The sequence below is a fragment of the Brevundimonas sp. DC300-4 genome (assembly GCF_049897365.1).
Classification (GTDB): Bacteria; Pseudomonadota; Alphaproteobacteria; order Caulobacterales; family Caulobacteraceae; genus Brevundimonas.
In genome coordinates this window covers 569,456-585,653 of sequence record NZ_JAFCWC010000001.1, presented here as the reverse complement: position 1 = coordinate 585,653, position 16,198 = coordinate 569,456, and the positions used below count along the sequence as shown (strand labels likewise).

The 16,198-nt window shown below is 65.8% G+C and carries 13 protein-coding genes and 1 pseudogene; 7 read left to right on the top strand and 7 right to left on the bottom strand.

The genetic code is table 11. From position 1 onward, the window contains the following. Positions 1–33 precede the first annotated feature (33 nt). A complete protein-coding gene (locus tag ACP7AZ_RS02980; protein ID WP_426035895.1) occupies positions 34–2,751 on the top strand; it encodes a valine--tRNA ligase in 2,718 nt (905 codons plus the stop codon). After that, entirely contained in the window at positions 2,744–3,493 is a 750-nt protein-coding gene (locus tag ACP7AZ_RS02975; protein ID WP_426035893.1) for a TlyA family RNA methyltransferase, read from the top strand. The genes ACP7AZ_RS02980 and ACP7AZ_RS02975 overlap by 8 nt, the downstream gene beginning before the upstream one ends. A gap of 156 nt (positions 3,494–3,649) precedes the next feature. On the opposite strand, the gene ACP7AZ_RS02970 is transcribed toward ACP7AZ_RS02975, so the two are convergent. Further along, positions 3,650–4,222 (bottom strand): glycine zipper 2TM domain-containing protein, encoded by a 573-nt coding sequence (locus ACP7AZ_RS02970; RefSeq protein WP_426035891.1) that lies wholly within the window; start codon positions 4,220–4,222, stop codon positions 3,650–3,652. A 149-nt stretch (positions 4,223–4,371) separates the two neighbouring features. Here ACP7AZ_RS02970 and ACP7AZ_RS02965 point away from each other — a divergent pair, with 149 nt between their 5' ends. After that, positions 4,372–5,610, top strand: a complete 1,239-nt coding sequence (locus ACP7AZ_RS02965; protein ID WP_426036082.1) for a class I SAM-dependent RNA methyltransferase — start codon at positions 4,372–4,374, stop codon at positions 5,608–5,610. Here ACP7AZ_RS02965 and ACP7AZ_RS02960 read toward each other — a convergent pair. Together ACP7AZ_RS02960 and ACP7AZ_RS02955 are read right to left on the bottom strand one after the other, a co-directional pair. Next, complete coding sequence (locus ACP7AZ_RS02960) at positions 5,607–6,752, bottom strand: DNA cytosine methyltransferase (RefSeq protein ID WP_426035889.1); 1,146 nt, start codon at positions 6,750–6,752, stop codon at positions 5,607–5,609. The genes ACP7AZ_RS02965 and ACP7AZ_RS02960 overlap by 4 nt on opposite strands. Before the next feature lie 502 nt (positions 6,753–7,254). Further along, positions 7,255–7,575, bottom strand: a complete 321-nt coding sequence (locus ACP7AZ_RS02955) for a hypothetical protein (protein WP_426035887.1) — start codon at positions 7,573–7,575, stop codon at positions 7,255–7,257. 149 nt (positions 7,576–7,724) lie between these two features. Between ACP7AZ_RS02955 and ACP7AZ_RS02950 the strand changes: the two genes are divergently transcribed. Both ACP7AZ_RS02950 and drmB read left to right on the top strand, forming a co-directional pair. Beyond that, complete coding sequence (locus tag ACP7AZ_RS02950) at positions 7,725–9,113, top strand: helicase-related protein (protein WP_426035885.1); 1,389 nt, start codon at positions 7,725–7,727, stop codon at positions 9,111–9,113. Beyond that, positions 9,110–10,990, top strand: coding sequence for a DrmB family protein (drmB, locus tag ACP7AZ_RS02945; RefSeq protein WP_426035883.1), 1,881 nt, complete (start codon positions 9,110–9,112; stop codon positions 10,988–10,990). The genes ACP7AZ_RS02950 and drmB overlap by 4 nt, the downstream gene beginning before the upstream one ends. A 45-nt stretch (positions 10,991–11,035) precedes the next feature. On the opposite strand, the gene ACP7AZ_RS02940 is transcribed toward drmB, so the two are convergent. The 3 genes and pseudogenes from ACP7AZ_RS02940 to ACP7AZ_RS02930 form a co-directional block, all read right to left on the bottom strand. Next, positions 11,036–12,325, bottom strand: coding sequence for a hypothetical protein (locus tag ACP7AZ_RS02940; RefSeq protein ID WP_426035881.1), 1,290 nt, complete (start codon positions 12,323–12,325; stop codon positions 11,036–11,038). Beyond that, entirely contained in the window at positions 12,309–12,884 is a 576-nt protein-coding gene (locus tag ACP7AZ_RS02935; RefSeq protein ID WP_426035879.1) for a hypothetical protein, read from the bottom strand. Before ACP7AZ_RS02935 ends, ACP7AZ_RS02940 begins: the two co-directional genes overlap by 17 nt. A gap of 59 nt (positions 12,885–12,943) precedes the next feature. Further along, positions 12,944–13,779, bottom strand: a pseudogene (locus ACP7AZ_RS02930) (IS3 family transposase); the annotation flags it as partial. Positions 13,780–13,942: 163 nt separating this feature from the next. Between ACP7AZ_RS02930 and ACP7AZ_RS02925 the strand changes: the two are divergent. Continuing rightward, the gene (locus ACP7AZ_RS02925) at positions 13,943–14,914 is read left to right on the top strand and encodes a hypothetical protein (RefSeq protein ID WP_426035877.1); all 972 of its coding nucleotides are present in this window, start codon (positions 13,943–13,945) and stop codon (positions 14,912–14,914) included. Positions 14,915–14,921: 7 nt separating this feature from the next. Continuing rightward, on the top strand, positions 14,922–15,476 hold the full coding sequence (locus tag ACP7AZ_RS02920) for a fasciclin domain-containing protein (RefSeq protein WP_426035875.1): 555 nt from the start codon (positions 14,922–14,924) through the stop codon (positions 15,474–15,476). A 428-nt stretch (positions 15,477–15,904) separates the two neighbouring features. Here ACP7AZ_RS02920 and ACP7AZ_RS02915 read toward each other — a convergent pair whose 3' ends face one another. Continuing rightward, positions 15,905–16,198: an HU family DNA-binding protein gene (locus tag ACP7AZ_RS02915; RefSeq protein ID WP_426035873.1), complete on the bottom strand. Its 294-nt coding sequence runs from the start codon at positions 16,196–16,198 to the stop codon at positions 15,905–15,907.

Genomic DNA, 16,198 nt, shown 5'->3' with positions numbered 1-16,198 from the left:
ACGGGCCGCCCCTTCGCATTTCCGGACCTCCCAATGCTCGACAAGACTTTCGACCCCAAGGCCGCCGAACCCCGCCTCTATGCCGCGTGGGAGGCCTCCGGCGCCTTCGCTCCGAAGACGGATGGCGCCGCCGAGGCCTATTCGATCGTCATCCCGCCGCCAAACGTGACGGGCTCTCTGCACATCGGCCACGCGCTGAACAACACCCTGCAGGACATCCTGGCCCGCTATCACCGGATGCAGGGTAAGGCCGTCCTGTGGCTGCCCGGCACGGACCACGCCGGCATCGCCACCCAGATGGTTGTGGAGCGCCAGCTGGCCGCCGCCGGCAACATCGGCCGCCGCGACATGGGCCGCGAGGCCTTCGTGGCCAAAATCTGGGAGTGGAAGGCCGAGTCGGGCGGGACCATCGTCCAGCAGCTTCGTCGCCTCGGCGCGTCCTGCGACTGGACGCGCGAGCGCTTCACGCTTGACGAGGGTCTGAATGCCGCCGTGCGCAAAGTCTTCGTCAAGCTGCATCAGGACGGGCTGATCTATCGCGACAAACGTCTGGTGAACTGGGATCCCCAGTTCCAGACGGCCATCTCCGACCTTGAGGTCGAGCAGCGGGAGGTCGAGGGCGCCTACTGGCATTTCGCCTATCCGTTGGCCGACAGCGTCACCTACGAACATCCGATCGCCTTCGACGACGAGGGCGTGGCGACCGGTTTCGAGACCCGCGACTTCATCGTCGTGGCCACGACACGCCCGGAGACGATGCTGGGCGACACCGGCGTGGCCGTGCATCCGGATGACGAGCGCTACAAGAGTCTGATCGGCAAGTCGGTGATCCTGCCGATCACCGGCCGGCGCATCCCCATCGTCGCCGACGACTACGCCGATCCGACCAAGGGCTCGGGCGCGGTCAAGATCACCCCGGCGCACGACTTCAACGACTTCCAGGTTGGGAAGCGGGCGGGGCTCGCTGCCCTCAACGTGCTGGACGCCTTCGCCCGGATCACCACGGCCGACACGACCGATATCCCGGCCGAGTACGACGGCATGGACCGGTTCGCGGCGCGCAAGGCTATCGTGGCCCTGGCGGAAGAGGCCGGCTGGCTGCGCGAGATCGAGAAGACACGACACGTGGTTCCTCACGGTGACCGCTCGGGGGTCGTCATCGAGCCGTGGCTGACGGACCAGTGGTACGTCGATGCCCACACCCTGGCCCAGCCGGCGCTGAAGGCGGTGGAGCAGGGCGACACGGTGTTCGAGCCGAAGTCCTACGAGAAGATCTATTTCGAATGGCTGCGCAACATCGAGCCCTGGTGCATCAGCCGCCAGCTCTGGTGGGGTCACCGTATTCCGGCCTGGTATGACGCCGACGGCAAGATCTACGTCGCCGAGACCGAGGCGGAAGCCATCGCGCAGGCGGGCGGGAAGGCCCTGACACAGGACGAGGACGTCCTCGACACCTGGTTCTCGTCGGCCCTGTGGCCGTTCTCGACCATGGGCTGGCCGGAGAAGACGGAAGATCTGGCGCGGTTCTATCCGACCAGCGACCTCGTGACGGCCGCTGACATCATCTTCTTCTGGGTCGCCCGGATGATGATGATGGGCCTGCACTTCATGGACGAGGTCCCGTTCAGGCGCGTCATCATCAACGGCCTCGTCCGCGACGAGAAGGGCCAGAAGATGAGCAAGTCCAAGGGGAACGTCATCGATCCCCTGGTGATCATCGACGAGCTGGGCGCCGATCCCCTGCGCTTCACCATGGCCATCCTGTCGGGCACGCGCGACATCAAGCTGTCGAAGCAGCGGATCGAGGGCTATCGCAACTTCGGCACCAAGCTGTGGAACGCAGCCCGCTTCTCCGAGATGAACGAGGCGCGGCGCGTCGAGGGCTTCGACCCCACGACCGTCGAACAGACGATCAACCGCTGGGTTCGCGGCGAACTGACCAAGACGGAGCGCGCAGTGTCGGAAGCCATCGAGGGCGGTCGTTTCGACGACGCGGCCTCGGCGCTCTACAGGTTCGTCTGGAACGTCTTCTGCGACTGGTATCTGGAGCTGGCCAAGCCGGTGTTCCAGGGGTCGGACGAGGCGGCCAAGGTCGAGACGCGGGCGATGACGGCCTGGACCCTGGATCAGACACTGAAGCTGCTGCACCCGGTCATGCCTTTCATCACCGAGGAACTATGGGCCGAGCTCGGCAAGGAGGGCGCGCCACGCGACGAGGCGACCCTGATCGGCGCGGCCTGGCCCGTGCTGCCTGACGCCTTCGTTGACGCGGAGGCGGAGACCGAGATCGGCTGGCTGGTCGATCTGGTCGGCGAGGTTCGTGGTCTGCGCAGCGAAATGAACGTGCCGCCGGGAGCGAAGCCGGCGCTGACCTTCGTCGCGCCGGACGCGTCGACGTCTGACAAGGCGGTGCGGCACCGTGACCTGATCCTGACGCTCGCCCGTGTGTCGGAGGTTGCGACCGCCGATGCTGCTCCGACCGGGGCGGTGACCTTTGTGTCCGGCGGATCGGCGGCGGCCCTGTCGCTGGCCGGGATCATCGACCTGACGGCCGAGCGCGCCCGCCTGACCCGGGAGATCGCCGCCTTCGACAGCGACGTCGGCCATGTGATGAAGAAGCTGGGCAACCCCAACTTCGTCGAACGCGCGGCCCCCGCCGTGATCGACGAGCAGCGCGCCAAGCTGGCCGAGGCCGAGGCCGGCAAGGTGCGGCTGGAAGCGGCTCTGGCCCGGCTGGCCGATCTTGGCTGACTTCGGACCCCGGATCCGGCTGGACCACCTGATGGTGGCACGCGGCCTGGTCGAAAGCCGTTCGCGGGCGAAGGCGGCGATCGAGGCCGGGGGCGTGACCGTCGATGGCCAACCGGCGCGCGCCGCTCCGCAGGGGGTGGGCGAGGACGCTGTGGTGACCGTCGTCGAGCCCCATGGCTGGGTCGGCCGCGCAGCGCTGAAGCTGGATCACGCCCTGACCCTGTGGCCAGTGGCGGTCGAAGGTCGGGTGGTGCTGGACGTCGGCGCCTCGACCGGCGGGTTCACCGAGGTCTGTCTGGCGCGCGGGGCGGCGAAGGTCTTCTCCGTCGACGTCGGCCAGGGCCAGATGCATCCAAAGGTCTCGGCCGATCCCCGGGTCGTGAACCTGGAGAAGACCGACGCCCGGACGCTCGACGAGGTCCTGATCCCGGAAACGCCGGGCCTGATCGTCTGCGACGCCAGCTTCATCGGCCTGGCCAAGGTGTTGCCGGCCGCGCTGGATCTCGCGGCCGAAGACGCCGATCTGATCGCCCTGGTCAAGCCCCAGTTCGAGGGCGAAGGCCCCAAGGAGGCCGGCAAGAAGGGGGTGGTCAAGGGCCCACAGGCGCACCTCGACGCCGTGCACCGCGCGTCGGCATGGCTGGCGACTGTCGGATGGACCGTCCAGGCCACGACGGAAAGCCCGATCACCGGCGGCGACGGCAACATCGAATTCCTGCTCTGGGCCCGACGCACCCGATAGCGATCCGACCCGTCGCTCAAGCAGCGAGCGACCGCAGCGCGAGCGTTAGCGACCCTTGAGACAAAGAGAAACCGCCGGTGGATTGCTCCACCGGCGGCCCGTCGCGACATCGATCGACAGGGGGGCTGAAAAATATCGATGCCGCGAAGCCCTGGATCAGCGCGGCAGCCAGCCGCGGCGCGGATCGAAATAGTAGTGGCCGTCGGCCGAAACCTCGTAGCCGCCCTCGTAGCGGCGATCGTCCCGACGGTTGTCCCGACGATCGTCGCGGCGATAGTCGTCGCGATAGCCGCGGTCGTCGTACCGGTTCGACGAATAGGCCCGGTCGTTGTAGCGGTCGTTCGGGCTGTAGTAGGTCGGGGCCTGCGAGTAAGTGGTGTTCGGACGGCACTGGTCGTTGGAGGCGCGGCCGACCTGGGCGCCGACGATGGCGCCGAGAACGCCGCCGATGATCGAGCCTTCGGTGCGGTTGCCGCGAGCAGCGACCTGCGAGCCGGCCACGGCGCCGATGCCTGCGCCGATCAGGGCGCCCGAGCCGGTGCGGCCCTGACCCAGGGTCCGGCAACGGTCCTGATTCCGGTCGTTGTAGCCGTAGGACTGGTTGTAGCCCTGGTTCTGATTGTAGCCGTTGCCGTAGCCATAGGATTGGGCCGAGGCGGCGGCGGGAACGAGGGTCGCGGCGGCGGCAAGAGCGGCGGCGGCGACGGCGGACTTCACGAAGGCGGTCATAAGAGAGAACCCCTGTACGGCGCCGGGGAGGTCCGGCGTCTTGTTGGATCCACGTATGGGCCACCGAACCTGAACGCGTTTTGAGCGGGTCGTTCATCTTCGTTCAGGTTTCGGATTTTCGTCAGACCGCCTAGAAGCCGCCGATGACCATGACGCTGAAGATCGCCCGGGTGGCAGGGCAAGGGGACGGCGTGGCCGAGACCCCGGGCGGGCCGGTGTTCGCGCCCCTGACCCTGCCGGGCGAGACGGTACGTGGTGTGGTGATCGATGGCCGGATGGAGGCTCCCGAGATCCTGGAGGTCAGCCCGGACCGGATCGCGCCGGTGTCGCCCCATTACGGGGACTGCGGCGGGTGTTCGCTGCAGCACTGGGCGAGCGGGCCCTATCTGGACTGGAAGCGGGATCAGGTCGTCGGGGCTCTGGCGAGGCAGCGGATCGACACCGAGGTCGAGGCGACGGTGGCGGTGCCGCCGGGGACGCGGCGGCGGCTGGCTCTGCATGCGCGGCGGCTAAAGGACGGGCGGGTCGTACTGGGGTTCAAGGCGAGGAAGTCGTGGCGGCTGGTGGAGGTCTCGACCTGTCCCGTGGCGGATCCCCGGCTGGTGGCGGCCTTTCCGGCTCTGGCGAAGGTGGCGGCGGCTTTTCTGGAGCATCCGAAGTCGGCCCCGACCCTGCATGTGACCTGGTCGCTGGACGGGCTGGACATCGATGTAACCGGGATCGAGCGGAAGTCCGGCGGGCTGTCGGCGGACCGCCAGATGCAGGCGATCCGGGCGGCCCGGGAGGCGGATGTCGCGCGGCTCAGCATGGCCGGTGAGACACTGATGATGGCGCGCCAGCCCCGGGTGCAGTTCGGACCGGCGACCGTGCCCCTGCCGACCGGGGGCTTTCTGCAGGCTGTGCCGGAGGCGGAGGCGGCGATGGTCGAGCGGGCCGTGGCGGCGGTGAAGGGGGCCAGGAAGGTGGCGGACCTGTTCTGCGGGACCGGGACCTTCACCTTCCCCTTGGCGACGGTGGCGAGCGTTCTGGCGGCGGACGCCTCGGCGGCGGGGATCGCGGCGCTGAAACAGGGGATCGGCTCAGCCAGGGGGATGAAGCCCATCACGGCGGAGGCGCGCGACCTGTTCCGGCGGCCGCTGTCGCCCTATGACCTCAAGGGCTGCGAGGCGATCGTGTTCGACCCGCCCCGGGCCGGGGCCATCGACCAGACGGCCCAGGTCAAGGACACGAAGGCCTCGGTCGTGGTCGGGGTGTCGTGCAATCCGCAGACCTTCGCGCGGGACGCCAGGGTGCTGATCGACGCCGGGTTCCGGCTGGAGACGGTCACGCCGGTTGACCAGTTCCTGTGGTCGGCCCACGTCGAACTGGTTGGCGTCTTCCGGCGCTAGGCGGCCTTGCTGGCGGCCGCTGACGACCCGACCAGTGGCTCGAACAGATACCGGGCGAGGTGGCGGGCCACCGGGACGACGACGCCGTCGCCGGTGAGGTGGTAGGCGTCCGTGTAGCTGCGGGGCAGGACGTAGCTGTCGGGCAGACCCATGAGCCTGGCGGTCTCGCGCGCCGAAATCAGGCGGGAGCGGATGCAGGGGCCGTCGATGACGAGGATGGTCTGGCGGCTGGACCCTCCCGAAGGGGTGCGCAGGCAGCCGGCGACATCGTCGAAGCGGACCTCGGCGCGCTGGGCCTTATGGCCCGAGGCGTCGGTGCGGGTGCGGCGGTAGACGCCCCCGACCATCCGGCGCCCGGCGCGTTGGGCGGCCTGGACCTTGGCGCGGTTGACCGGCGACATGAGGGACAGGAGGCGGTTGGTCTCAGCGGGGGTATGCCAGGCCACGCTGTCTGGCTGGTCCTCGATGAGGTCGGCGAAGGTGGAGGCGCGGCGCTCCGGCGAGGGCAGGTTCCACCACAAGGCCTGATCGCGGAGGTCGTCGGGCAGGCGCTCCACGGCGCGGACCACGGCCGGGGTGTGGAAGGGGGCGATGGGGCCGGGCGCGGTCAGGTCCGGGGCGATGTCGGCGCCGGCGTGGATGCCGACGACGAAAAGGCGAGGGCGGGACTGAGGCGTGAACCGGTCGGCGTTGATGACCAGGGCGCCGAAGCGGTAGCTGGCCCCGGCGAAGGTCCTGCACATGGCCTCAAAGTCGGCGCCGCCGCGCGAGGTGAGGGCGCCGCAGACGTTCTCGACGGCGACGAGACGCGGCGCGCGGCCCTCGGCCGCCAGACCGCGGACGAGGTCCCAGAAGGCGTAGAAGGTCCCTGACCGCTCTCCGGCGAGGCCGGCTCCGTTTCCGGCCAGCGACAGGTCTTGGCAGGGGAAGCTGCCCCAGACGAGGTCGGGGCGGCCGGGGAGAGCGGCTGCGTCGAGGGCGCGGATGTCGCCGACGGTCAGCTCGCCGGCCGTGCCCCAGTTGGCCTGATAGGTCAGACCCTTGCGAGCGTCGAAGTCGTTGGCGAACAGACAGTCCCAGCCGGCGCCGAGACCGGCGCGGACCATGCCTCCGCCGGCGAAGAACTCGTAGAAGCCGCGCATGGGCTCAGGTCCGGGGGCAGAGGGAATCGCACATTGGGTCAGGGTGCCGACGGAGGTGAGCCGCGTCCATCGGTCGTTGGGCTCTGAAAAAACAGAGTCCAAGAAGTGCAATTTTGAGAAAGCTCTTTATTGCAGATATTTGCGGCGAAGTCCTGGTAGCACATGTCTGACATGCCGTGAGTGCGTCCGTGCGTTTCATGGCGACGCAGGACAGATGGGCTGTCGCAATCCAGGCATGTCAAAGACCCGAAGAACGAACACAGATGGGCGGCAAAGGTCGGTGATCAAGGTCCGTATAAGAAAATATTCCGTTGCGACCTGTCCCTCTCTTTCGTCATCCTCCGGCGAGCGCAGCGAGATCGGGGGACCCAGCGGCGCCGAAGGCGATCTGTTCAGGCACAATGTTTCGAGAACGGAGCGCGCGACAGGTTCGCGCTCTCGCGCGCCGCTGGGTCCCCCGGTCTGCGCCGCCAAGCGGCGGCTTGCCGGAGGATGACGAAAGTCAGCCGAACAGCTCCAGCTGCGCCCGGGCGTCGGCCGGGACCCGGAATTTCGTCACGTCCAGCTCGTGCCTTGGCCCGTCGAGGCCGTAGCGTTTGACCGCCGCCTTGAAGCGGGCCGAGATCAGCTCGGCGACCGGGCCGGTGCCCTTCATCCGCTGGGACCAGTCGGCGTCGTAGTCCTTGCCGCCGCGCGTCTGGCGGATGAGGGACATGACGCGGGCGGCGCGGTCCGGGCGGGCGTCGGCCAGCCACTCGGCAAAGAGGGTTTTGATCTCGAGCGGCAGGCGCAGGGTCCCTCCGGCACGCAGTGGAATCGGCATCACTGTCAGCTGAATACAGGCGCTGACCACCGCGACTGTGCGCCGAATGTGGGATGCGCGAAAATTCGGGCGCGCTCCAAGGATTTGGACCTTAGGGTCACGGCTCTCCTTGCCGCCTAACGGCGAAGACAGGGGGTGAGGGGGCGATAGTGTCGATCAGTTCAATCCAAGTTCGCGCAAGTCTGGTCCGCGCCCTGCGTCGCGATTTGATCGGGCCCGAGCCTGACGGCGCGGAAGACGCCGACCTGCATCGCGAGAGGCTGAGCGAAAAGCCCTCGTCCTGGTATCTGGCCGGCTTCATCGCCCCGGATCAGGACGAAGCCGCCGCCGTCGACGCCGAGGGTGAGGCGGCCGTCGCTGACGACAGCGATCTGTTCGCCGACGAGGACGGCGACAACCCGCTGGCGCCCGGCGAGGCGGGCTCCGAGGACGAGATCGGCGAAGCGCCGACCGGCCATCGCCGTTTTTTCCCCGCCTCCATCGGCCTGACTGTTCTGGTCGATCCGGATGTGACTGCCCTCGACGTGCGGGTGACCTGGGGCGACTACGTCACCGAGCCGCCGGTTCCGCCCGCCATCCTGAAGAGTGAGGGCGGCGAGGAGCCGCGCCGGGTGGACTGGATCAGGAAGCCACGCCAAGCGGCCGTCGAGGTGGCGCCCCAGGTGCTGGATTATGGCGACAAGCGTCGTCGCCTCGACCCGACTGAGCCCGAGTTCGCGAACCGGCGCATCGACGAGCCGCTGGAACTGACCTCGCGCGTGTCCACCGATCAGGTCGCCGAAGCCAAGCGGCGGCTCGAAGCGGCATTTGGTGGTGGCGCGCATTCCATCGACGTCGCCCTGGCCACCAACATGATCTCGGTCGGCCTCGACATCACCCGCCTCGGCCTCATGGTTGTCCAGGGCCAACCCAAGGGCGCCGCCGAATACATCCAGGCTACCAGCCGGGTCGGCCGCGTCCCGACCAAGCCAGGCCTCATCGCGGTTATCCTAAACCTGCACAAACCGCGCGACCGGGCCCATTTCGAGCAGTTCACCGCCTACCACACCAGCTTCTATCGGGCTGTGGAGGCGACCAGCGTCACCCCTTGGGCGGCGCGGGCCCTGGATCGGTCATTGGCGGCGGTCGTCGTCGCGATCCTCCGGCACATGGACGATGAGATGACGCCCGAGGGTGCTGTTCGCACGCTCGCGGACCGCCCGGACCTTCAGGTGTCCGTCAGGGAGGTGCTCCTGGCCCGTGCTCCCGCCGCCGCCATTGCCGGCGGCAAGGAGGCTTTGGGCGCGCAGATCGACGCCATCCTGAAAGCCTGGCTCGACACGGTGGAGAAGCAGACCGTCGGGGGGCAGGGCTTCGTCTATTCGAAGGCTCCGGCCGAAGGACGTCTGTTGCAGGAGGTGCTAGGGAAGGGCGTGGACGATCTGGACGCGGACCATCGGAAATTCCGGGCCGGCCGCTCCATGCGCGACGTCGAGCCGCCCGTGCCATTGAAGATCAAAGACCCCTACGGCAATTCGATCGGTGGTGACCCGGCATGAGCAAGGATGAAGTTCGCCTGAGCCAGCTGGTGGGGCTGTTCGGCCCCGGCGCCATGGTCGATCTGCCCGACCGCTCGGTCATCATCGGCGGCCTAGAACGCTGGGAAATGCGCGAGGGCGGCTGGAAACTGATCGACGAGCCGCGCTTGTCGCTGAAGTTGCAAGCACTCCTTCAGCAGCGCACTGAGATTGACCCGGAGCAAACCCTCACACTGCGCACGCCGCCGCTGCCGCCAAGAACCCACGGGATTCCGCCGGGCGTGGCGGCAACCGTCTTTCCGACATGGTTCGTGAGCGAGCAGGTCGAAGCCTTCACCTCCGGCGGACGCGAAGGTCGTGGGCGTCAATTGGTCCCTTGGAGCCGTCTCGACGCCGCCGGCAACCGCAAGGCCTACGTCAGCCAGACAACGGGCAAGAAGGTCAGTGTCACGCCCATTCGTTTCGTCGGTGCCTGTCCCTCTGGCCACCTCCAAGATTTGAACTGGAGCGGCATCGTTCACGCGGACGGGGTCAAGTGCCGGCAGCCCCTTTGGCTTGAAGAACAGGGCACCAGCGGTGATCCCCGTGACGTGACGATCGCCTGCGAATGCGGCCAATCCATCTCGCTCGTGCAGGCCTCGGCTCCCGGGCGCCTCGGGAAGTGCCGGGGCTCCAGCCCCTGGCTCATCGGCGACGATGAGGGGTGCCAGGAGGCGCACGACGTCAGTCTTTTGATCCGGACCGCGACCAACACCTACTTCCCGCAGGTCGCCACAGTGATCTCCCTGCCCGAAGCCGAATCCGAATTGGGGCGCCTGGTGCAGGCAAATATGAACTTCCTGGCCCAGGTGACGAGCGCGCAGCAGATCGCGGCGTTCAGGGTGATCGAACAATTTAAGGCGGCCTTCGAGGGTTACGGAGACGATGAAATCCTCGCCGCCCTGAATCAGATTCGCGAAGGTGCGGCTGCTGATGGGCAGGCCCCCATCAAGGTGGCGGAGTTCGACCGGCTGGCGCAGGGCGATCCACAGATCGGCCGCAACGAACCCACTTCCCGATTCTATGCGGAGACGTTGCCCAGGGCGGCTTGGGACGATGGTCGCTCAACCGGCCGTTTCATTCGCAACGTCGTCGCAGTGCACCGCCTGAGGGAGGTGTCGGCCCTTTACGGCTTCACGCGGCTGGAACCAGCACCGACACAGGACGACGGGGAACTCGAAGACATCCGACTGGCGGTGAGCGGCGCGCCCCTGGCGAAGGAGACGTCATGGCTGCCCGCCATTGAACAGCTGGGCGAGGGCCTGTTTCTGCATTTCGACGAGCGCGAAATCCAATCATGGATGTTACGGCCCGAAGTTAAGGAACGGGCTACGGCCCTCCAAGTCGCGCATGACAAGTGGTGGGGAGACCGGAAGGCTACGAGTGAGGCCCCTCCCGCGCCGGGCATAGCCTACGTGCTGCTTCACACTCTGTCGCACTCATTGCTGACGCAGATCGCCCTTGATTGCGGCTATCCGGCGAGTTCTCTGAAAGAGCGCGTCTACGCCATCGCCGGGAATCGGGGTGCCGCGCCGGAGCGGTGCGGGATACTGATCTACACGGCGTCGCCGGGCGCGCAGGGGTCTTTGGGCGGGCTCGCAGGCGTCGCTCAGCGCATCCTATCGATCCTCGACGAGGCGCTGGAATCGCAACTGATCTGTTCTTCTGATCCCGTCTGCGCGGACCATGTCCCGGGTGAGGGTAGCGGCGACCGCAGCCTTTTGGGCGCCGCGTGTCACGGATGCCAATTGATCGCTGAAACGAGCTGCGAAGCGAGGAACCTCTACCTGGATCGAAATCTCATCGTCGCCACCATGGCCGCGTCGTCATCCTTGCCGTTTTTCCTTTCCGGAAGGTGAGATCTTTCCAATCAGGATGTCGGACGCCAAGTCGTTCCTGGTTGCCTAATTGGTCCAAACAGCAAGACAAAGAGCGACTAAAACCAAGGCGGTTATGACGCCGCCACCCCAAGCTGCGGCGGTGAAGTGACCTTCGGCTTTACCAGCGGGATTTAGGACCATCCTCCGATAGTCCTCATTGGAGATGTAACTGTATAAGCGCTTCTGCCATTCTAACCTCAGTTCCCTCTGAAGAGCGATCTGCCTGTAACCGTTAAGGATGATGAAGGTTATATAGCCGCCCAGAACCACCCCCATAGTCAACAATGCTGGAGCGGGGGTCTCGGTGGTTATCCGAGCCGCGATCAACCCGATACCGGCAAAGATTGCGCCGGCCACGGCACCGATCAACTGGCGAACCATTTCCGCGAGACGACCGGTCTCATCCGAGAGGGATTTTCGCAGATCAGAAAGGGCCTTGGCGCTATCCGCGCTGACTTGAGCGAGATTGTATTGGAAAGCCAGCCGAGCGCCTTCTAGCGCGATTTCAGCATAATCCAAAACCTCCTTGAAGGTCGAACGACCGGTTCGACCGAGCCGCGCGAACTCGTGGTTCACCAGCCTGAAGCGCGTTTCAGCGTCGCTTTCACTCTCATAAACCCAGCGAGTCAGGAGTTGTAGTGCAGTGAATGAGGCAGGTGAGATGTCTCCCTCATCCGGTGCAGTATCGGTCACTCTGAGGCAGGCCGAACCCATGAATCGAAACTCTAGTCCGCTGTCCACCTCGGACGCGAGGGCACGAAGACATTCCCTGGAGGCTTGTCGGCGCCAGACGCGAAACGTGGGGTCGTCCCAGTCGGGTGTCTCGCCCACGGTCAAAATCCAAGGGCGAATATCAACAGGTGTCACCCTCTGCTCACTGGTTTCCCTAACCAATGAGCGAGGAGATTTCGTTGGCGGAGCAATCTGATGCTCGCCCATGTCTGCCCAATCACCCAGGCGGAACGCACCAGTCGAGAAAGGCGACAGATTGGCGACGACCTGCGTGAGTCCCGCTGGTTCTCTAGATAGCCAGTCCTTAAAACCGGCGATTGTTAGGAATCTGATCCGACCGGGTGTGACTGGCTTCGCCGCATGCAGTCGATAGGGCTCGAATGCGGCGTCGAGTGCGCCCATGACGATCTCATTGGCGTTGTCCTCGACTTGGCACTGCCAACCCAACCGGAGCAGGTGTGCAGCGATTTCCTGCGCGATCTCGGCGCTGGCCCCGGAGAGGGCTACTGTTTCCGGCGTCTCGACCACGAACAAATCGTCCTGGAGGACGAGCGCATCCAGGCGGTTAGCGAGTTCGATCACGGACAGGACCCTCGTCCTCAACGCGCGCGGTTTCGATCACGATCGTTCGACCACCAGCTGAGTTAGGCTGCTGCCTTACACGAACGCCTTCAAGGTCTGTTGGATATTCGATGGTCACCCCTTCGACAGTCTGAATCCGCTTGCGTGCTGGCCGGCGAAGCATCGTGGCATCCGGCTCAAACTCGACTCCGGTCAGCTTGGCTGTCCTCAGTTTGCGCGTCGTTGTCGATTCAAACGCTCTCCTGAGGTCGTCGTCTTGCGGGTCTCCGGCAGCGACCAGCACGGCTTCCTGAACAGCAGCATTGTCGATCCGCTGGCGTTGGCTCAAAGCGTTTTTCGCAGTTCGCAAGGCAGCACTGGCATCTTGGCCCGGCAGGTCAGCCCGACGTTCGACAAACACCTCCCGCAAGGCCTCCGAAAGCTTCCTATTCAGTTCGCCGTCGGTTCTCGTCCTTCGAACATCCAAGAAGCCGGCGAAATAATCTGTCAGATCGGGAGCCCGTCCCATCCGGTCCTGGGCGGCAATTTCGTCATCAACCACGCCGGCCGTCACCCGCACCAGACAAGATTTCTGGAGTGCGCGCTTGTCAGCTACGAACGCTTCGACAATGCGACGGAGATGGCGTTGGATGTGTATTCCGTCCCGTTGTCACTGATGACCGTGTCCGGTCGTCCGCGCCGGAGCATGATGGCGTCCAGCTCTCGCGCCACCCGCCGACCCGACAGCGAGGTGTCTGCGACGAGCCCGAGGCACTCGCGGGTGCAGTTGTCGATCACCGTCAGGATCCGGAACCGCCGCCCGTCGGTCATCTGGTCGGACACGAAGTCCAGCGACCAGCGCTGGTTGGCCACCAGGGGAACCTCCAGCGGACGCCGCGTGCCCATGGCGCGTTTGCGTCCACCGCGCCGGCGCACCATCAGCTTCTCCTCGCGGTAAATCCGCTGGACCCGCTTCCTGTTAACGGCATGTCCCTCGCGCCGAAGCATCACGTGCAGACGGCGATAGCCGAACCGCCGCCGCTCCTGGGCCAGCGCCTTCAGCCGATCCCGCAAGGCGCCGTCGTCCGGTTGCGTGGCCTGGTAGCGCACGCTCGCACGATCGACGCCCAGAACCCGGCACGCCCGCCGCTCGCTCATCTCGTAGACCGATCGCAGGTGCGCCACAGCCTCTCGATGCGCGGCGGGCGTCACCACTTTTTTCCCAGCAGATCCTTCAGCGCGACGTTGTCCAGCATCGCATCCGCCAGCAACCGCTTCAGCTTGGCGTTCTCGTCCTCAAGCGTCTTCAGCTGCCGGGCTTCCGACACATCCATGCCGCCGAACTTGGCCTTCCACTTGTAAAACGTCGGCGAGCTGAGCCCGTGCTTCCTGCACAGGTCCGCCACCGGGACACCCGTCTCCTGCTCGCGCAGGATCCCGATGATCTGCTCTTCCGTGAACCGTGATCGCTTCATTCTGTCCGTCCTTTCGAGGGGCGGACTCTAGCTATTCCTGGAGGAGTTTCAGGGGGTCACGTCAGCGGACCTTCGCTTCAGATACCCTGACAACGGTGCCGATGGCAGCGGCGGAACAGCGAAGGTTTGTGGTCGTTAGGTCTTCCAGACGAGGAGTCTGGCAATGAAACGATCAATCACCCTGACGAGCGCGCTGGCGCTGACCCTGGCCATCTCGGGTGCCGCTATGGCCCAGAATGGCAACGGTAATGGCAACGGTAATGGCAACGGTAATGGCCGGGGCAACGGCAATGGCGGGGGCGACAACGCCCAGCAGGAACGCCGCAACGGCAACGGTGGCGGAAATGCAAACCGGGGCGGCGGCAACGACAACCGGGGCGGCGATAACGGCCGCGGCAACGACCGCATGGAGCGGCAAGTTGAGGCCCGTATCCCCGACGTCGCCCGCGATATGGCGCGCGGTCAGGACCGGATGGAACGCGACGTCCGCCGCAAGGTCGAACAACGGGTCACGGTCGACAACGGCGTGGTCCTCCTGCGTCGTGAGGCCAATCGCGGGCTGATGAACGGGTGCCCGCCGGGGCTGGCCAAGCGTGACAACGGCTGTCTGCCGCCGGGACAGGCGCGTCAGATCGAACGGGCCCAGGATCCGTACAACCGCTACAACTATCTGTGGCGCACGCTGGGCGGCGACGGCGACTATCAGTATCGCGACGGCTACGTCTACCGGACCACGCCCCAGGGCGGGCTGCTGGGCTATCTGCCCGTGCTGGGCGGCATCTTGTCGCCGGGCAACACCTGGCCCAGCCAGTACGCCTATCAGCAGCCGCCGCAGTCGCTGTCGCGATACTACGGCCTGAACGACGGGGCGCAGTATCGTTATGCCGACGGAGTGCTGTACCGCGTCGATCCGCAGACCTCTTCGATTGGCCAGGTCGCCGCCCTGCTGACCGGTCAGCAGTTCAACGTCGGCCAGCGTCTGCCCGCCGGCTACGACGTCTACAACGTGCCCTATGCTTATCGGAACCAGTACGCCGACAGCGCCCAGAGCCAGTACCGCTACAACGACGGCTCCGTGTACCAGGTCGACCCCACCACACAGCTGGTGCGGGCCGTCATCCAGCTTTTGACCTGAGGGACCGATGCGCAATCAAAGACTGTGGGCGCTCGCGCCCCTCATGGTCCTGAGCCTCGCCGCCTGTGGCGGCGAGGCCGACAAGGCCGAAGGTGGAGACGGCGCGACGCCGGCGCCGTCCTCGAAGACGCTGGCGGCCGCCATCGGCGACGAGGGCGACCTCGACACGCTGGAAGGGGTGGTCAAGAACGCAGGCCTGTCCGACGTTCTCGAGGGCAAGGGCCCCTATACGGTCTTCGCTCCGGCGAATGCCGCGCTTGGCACGGCGGGCGCGGACCTGGCGGGCGAGGCAATGAAGGCCCAGAGCGCCGCCCTGTTGCGCGCCCACATCGTGCCGGGTGCCCTTACCCGCGCCGACATCATGGCCGCCATCGAGCGCAGCGGTGGCGGCGGCGTCCAGATGCGGACCATGGCCGACGGTCTGCTGACCTTCTCCAAGGACGGCGACGCAGTGGTGGTGACCGCTGCCGACGGCGCGACCGCGCGGTTGACGGGCGAGGAGACGGTGGTGTCGAACGGCGTGGTTCAGCCGGTGGACGGGGTACTGGTGAAGGCGGGGTAGTTCGCGAAAAACCTGCAACCGTGACCCATTGGTGTCTCTCACGTAGAGTGTTTCGTGGGCGCAGAACGGGCAGGGCGAACAGCGTTGACCAGCGAGACTTGTTAGGAAGGTTGGCCAGCCTAAGGTACAGAGATGCCGATCAAGCTTGAGCGACAGAACCTGTTTTGGCCTGCCGTCCCACCTGCGCGCCGTGTTGCACCACGCTCGATCGCGGTGGTTGTCATCGTGGCATTGGTCGTGTTTGCGGCAGGCCTTGTGGCGCGCATCATTTTGGGTTGATGCGGCACGAAACAGGCACCCAGGGAATGACCGAGTTTGTTCGCCAAGCAGACGTTGTGGAGTTCTCCCCAGGGTCGGAAACGGTCAGCGACATCCGATCCGGAAGCGGACAGGCTTTGAGAAAACACTGCTAGGAAGGCGGATAGCCGTCAATCAAAGTTGACTGATCGGTTCAGACGCTCGTTGAGTCGCTTTCCCGCTCGAAAAGTTGTGCTCGTGGCGGCTGGCGCGATGACTGCCTCCCCCGACCGTGGGTTCCTCGCCGGTCGCTCAGCAACGATACGTGGGGTGAATATCCCAAAGCCTCGCAGTTCGATCCGCCTACCTTGACCTAGGGCGGTTTCGATGTTGCCCAAGATCGTCTCAACTACTCGCCGCGCCCCCTCCGTGCCGAGATGCGGATATTCGGCGGCGAGACGGCCCATAAGCTGAGTTTTTCTCAT

Coding starts and splice junctions, on each gene's coding strand:
- ACP7AZ_RS02980 (WP_426035895.1), top strand. CDS start 34: ATGCTCGACAAGACTTTCGACCCCAAGGCCGCCGAACCCCGCCTCTAT.
- ACP7AZ_RS02970 (WP_426035891.1), bottom strand. CDS start 4,222: ATGACCGCCTTCGTGAAGTCCGCCGTCGCCGCCGCCGCTCTTGCCGCC.
- ACP7AZ_RS02965 (WP_426036082.1), top strand. CDS start 4,372: ATGACGCTGAAGATCGCCCGGGTGGCAGGGCAAGGGGACGGCGTGGCC.
- ACP7AZ_RS02960 (WP_426035889.1), bottom strand. CDS start 6,752: ATGCGCGGCTTCTACGAGTTCTTCGCCGGCGGAGGCATGGTCCGCGCC.
- ACP7AZ_RS02955 (WP_426035887.1), bottom strand. CDS start 7,575: ATGCCGATTCCACTGCGTGCCGGAGGGACCCTGCGCCTGCCGCTCGAG.
- drmB (WP_426035883.1), top strand. CDS start 9,110: ATGAGCAAGGATGAAGTTCGCCTGAGCCAGCTGGTGGGGCTGTTCGGC.
- ACP7AZ_RS02925 (WP_426035877.1), top strand. CDS start 13,943: ATGAAACGATCAATCACCCTGACGAGCGCGCTGGCGCTGACCCTGGCC.
- ACP7AZ_RS02920 (WP_426035875.1), top strand. CDS start 14,922: ATGCGCAATCAAAGACTGTGGGCGCTCGCGCCCCTCATGGTCCTGAGC.
- ACP7AZ_RS02915 (WP_426035873.1), bottom strand. CDS start 16,198: ATGAGAAAAACTCAGCTTATGGGCCGTCTCGCCGCCGAATATCCGCAT.